Origin of the sequence: Streptomyces niphimycinicus, from assembly GCF_018883605.1 — a bacterium.
Lineage (GTDB): Bacteria > Actinomycetota > Actinomycetes > Streptomycetales > Streptomycetaceae > Streptomyces > Streptomyces niphimycinicus.
The window spans coordinates 1-3,063 of the sequence record NZ_JAHLEM010001123.1; the positions used below are offsets into that span (position 1 = coordinate 1).

Below are 3,063 nucleotides of genomic sequence, written 5' to 3' on the forward strand. Positions count from 1 at the left end.
AGCAGGGCGCCCCGGGCCATGGCCAGGGCGCGCCCCCGGCCGTGCCGCAGTACGGCTACGGCTACCCGCAGGCCCCCGCGCCGCCCGCCCAGCCGTACGGGAACGAGGGGTACGCCCCGCCCCAGCAGCAGGGGCCGGGCCACCAGCCACCGCAGCAGCAGCACCCCGGCGCGCCGCAGCACTCGACGCCGCCCGGTGGCGCCCAGTTCGGCCAGGGCGGGGCTCCGGTGTCGGCGCCCGGAAACTGGATAGCCGTGGTCGCCCCGGACCGTGAGTACTTCATGGCGATGATGAACCGCAGCGGCCCGGAGGCCGCCGGGCTGAACCTCCCGGCCTACTCCCCCGAGCAGCAACTGCCGCTCAACGGCGGCCAGATCACCATCGGCCGGCGCCGCCACAGCACCGGTGAGGCCCCCGACATCGACCTCGGGCGCCAGCCCGAGGACCCGGGCGTCTCGCATCAGCACGCGCTTCTCGTCCAGCAGCCCGACGGCGTCTGGGCGGTCGTCGACCAGGACTCCACGAACGGGACGACGGTCAACGGCGGCGAGGAGCCGATCCAGCCGTTCGTGCCGGTCCCGCTCCGGGACGGCGACCGCGTCCACGTCGGCGCCTGGACGACGATCACGGTGCGCCGGGGCTGAGGCCGGACGGGCGGGGCGGGGGCCGGAGGCTGGAAGGACTGAAGCCTTAGAGGGGCTCAGGCCGGGGCTGAAGGCCGCCGGGAGGGCCCAGCGGCCAGGCGTAGGCGCCCTCCGGGTCGTCCAGCCAGGCCCATTGACGCTCGCCCCGCACCGTCACCCCATAGCGTTCCCGCCCCGGCCTGCCCTCGTGCTCCCACAGCGCGAGGGCCTCGACCGGCTCCATATGGCCCGCGGCCACGTTCAGCAGGAAGCGGAAGGAGTCGTCCAGCAGCGGCCGGGACGGCAGACCGTGCGTGGGCACCTGAGGCGGCGGGCCGCTGCCGCGCAGCGGAACGAAGTACGCGGGCATGGCCAGAAAATGCCCCTCCGCATGGCGGGCGTCGGCGACTGTCAGGGCGATCAGCCCGGTCGCGAGCGGCGTCAGGATCAGCGCGCCCGGACGGCACTGGCCGAGCCATGCGGGCGGGATGGACGCCACGGCGCAGGTGGCGATGATCCGGTCGTAGGGAGCGTGCAGCGGACAGCCGCGCGCCCCGTCGCCCGTGACGACCGCGGGGCGGAATCCGGCGGCGGCCAGATGGTTACGGGCGGCCTCGGTGATCTCCGGGTCGAGGTCGAGGGTCGTGACGTGGGTGTCGCCGAGCCGATGGGCCAGCAGCGCGGCGTTGTAGCCGGTGCCCGCGCCGATCTCCAGCACCCGGTCCCCGTCCCGCACCTGGAGCGCCTGGAGCATCCGCGCCATCAGCGACGGCTGACTGCTGGAGGTGATCAGCTCGCCGTCGCGCACCCGCGTGGCGAGCGGGGCGTCCGCATACGCACCGGCCAGCCAGCGGGCCCGCCGCAGCGGATGGGGGTCGTCACGCCACAGCCGGGTGTAGCCAACCGTCCCACGCACCGCACCGGCCCGCGCTGCCCCTGCCGTCTCCCGGCCCGGCGCACCTGCCGTGCCCGCGCCTGCCACACCGGCCGTCTCGCGGCCCGACGCACCTGCCGCGTCCGCGCCTGCCACACCGGCCGCACCTGCCGCATCCACCACACCCGCCGCACCTGCCGCATCCACCACACCCGCCGCACCAGGCGCCCCCGCCGCTACGCCCGCCGCATCCGCCACCCCCGCCGTGCCTGCCACACCCGCCACACCCGCCGCACGTGCCGTCGCGCCTGCCGCACCCCCCGCACCCGCCGTACCAGGCGCCCCCGCCGCCGTACGCGCCGACGCCGTGCCCGCTTCCCCCGCCTCGTAGTAGTACGGCACGAAAAGGTGGCGCGGCACCTCCTCGAAGGCCGCCCGCCAGGCGGGGTCCGTGAGTCCGCCGCCCGCCACGATCTCCCGGACCAGCCCGGCCCGTACCGCCGCGGCCTCCTCGGCGCATTCATCGGCCTCCCGGCCCATACGCTTCCCCCGCGCCACACGCTCCACGGCGTCCGGCGCACTGCGGGTACCGCCGCCCGTGCTGCCCATGACTCCACTCTCCTGCGCCCGCCCTCCGGCCGCGACCCACGCCCCCTTTTCCAGCCGGAGGTGTCTGAGACCATGGAGGCGTGAAAGAGATTCCGCGAGGCACACTTCAGGAGCAGACCTTCTACGAGCAGGTCGGCGGCGAGCAGACCTTCCGGCGTCTGGTCCACCGCTTCTACCAGGGGGTCGCCGAGGACCCGCTGCTCCGGCCGATGTACCCCGAGGACGACCTGGGACCGGCCGAGGAACGGCTCGTACTCTTCCTGATGCAGTACTGGGGCGGCCCCCGCACCTACAGCGACAACCGCGGCCACCCGCGGCTGCGCATGCGGCACGCCCCCTTCACCGTGAACCGCGCCGCCCATGACGCCTGGCTGCGCCATATGCGCGACGCGGTCGACGAGCTGGAGCTGGCCCCGGAGCTCGAGGGCCAGTTGTGGCAGTACCTCACATACGCCGCCGCCTCCATGATCAACACGGAGGGCTGACCGGCCGGCCCGGCGGGCTCAGAGGGCTCACCCGCCTGACCCGGCGGGCTCAGGCGGGTGTGACCGACAAGCCGGAGAGGCCCGACGTACGCACCGCGATCGAGCCGTACGGAGTGCGCAACCGCAGCCAGCCGCCCGCGGCGAGCAACGCCAGGGGCTCGGCCGTGGGCCCGGGCACGGCCGTGGCCACACTGCCACCGCCCCCGGCACCAGCACCAGCACCGGGGGCCGAGGCGGCCGGAGCCGCCGTCCGGACCGGGCGCAGGAAGCCCAGCGACTGGGCGGCATGCACGGCGCGCAACGGAAGCCCGGTGTCGCCGAGCGTACGGGACCAGATCTCATGGCCGATACGGTCGCGCTCGGCGCGCGTACGGCGCTCCTCGGGGAGCGCCGCGTCGCGGGCCCGGAACTCGGCGACGGCAGCGGCGACCGCCCCGCGCACCTCGTCCACGCCCGGCAGCCCGCTCACCCG

At 75.3% G+C, this 3,063-nt stretch carries 4 protein-coding genes; 2 read left to right on the forward strand and 2 right to left on the reverse strand.

The annotated features are described in order from the left end of the window. On the forward strand, nucleotides 1–644 hold a 644-nt coding region (locus KN815_RS48100; protein ID WP_216348069.1), incomplete at its 5' end, for an FHA domain-containing protein. 46 nt (nucleotides 645–690) lie between these two features. On the opposite strand, the gene KN815_RS48105 is transcribed toward KN815_RS48100, so the two are convergent. Next, the gene (locus tag KN815_RS48105) at nucleotides 691–1,605 is read right to left on the reverse strand and encodes a methyltransferase domain-containing protein (RefSeq protein ID WP_443732355.1); all 915 of its coding nucleotides are present in this window, start codon (nucleotides 1,603–1,605) and stop codon (nucleotides 691–693) included. Between the two features lie 581 nt (nucleotides 1,606–2,186). Between KN815_RS48105 and KN815_RS48115 the strand changes: the two genes are divergently transcribed. Continuing rightward, nucleotides 2,187–2,591: a globin gene (locus KN815_RS48115; protein WP_014060748.1), complete on the forward strand. Its 405-nt coding sequence runs from the start codon at nucleotides 2,187–2,189 to the stop codon at nucleotides 2,589–2,591. 49 nt (nucleotides 2,592–2,640) lie between these two features. Here KN815_RS48115 and KN815_RS48120 read toward each other — a convergent pair. Beyond that, on the reverse strand, nucleotides 2,641–3,063 hold a 423-nt coding region (locus KN815_RS48120), incomplete at its 5' end, for a DUF8185 domain-containing protein (RefSeq protein WP_507229937.1).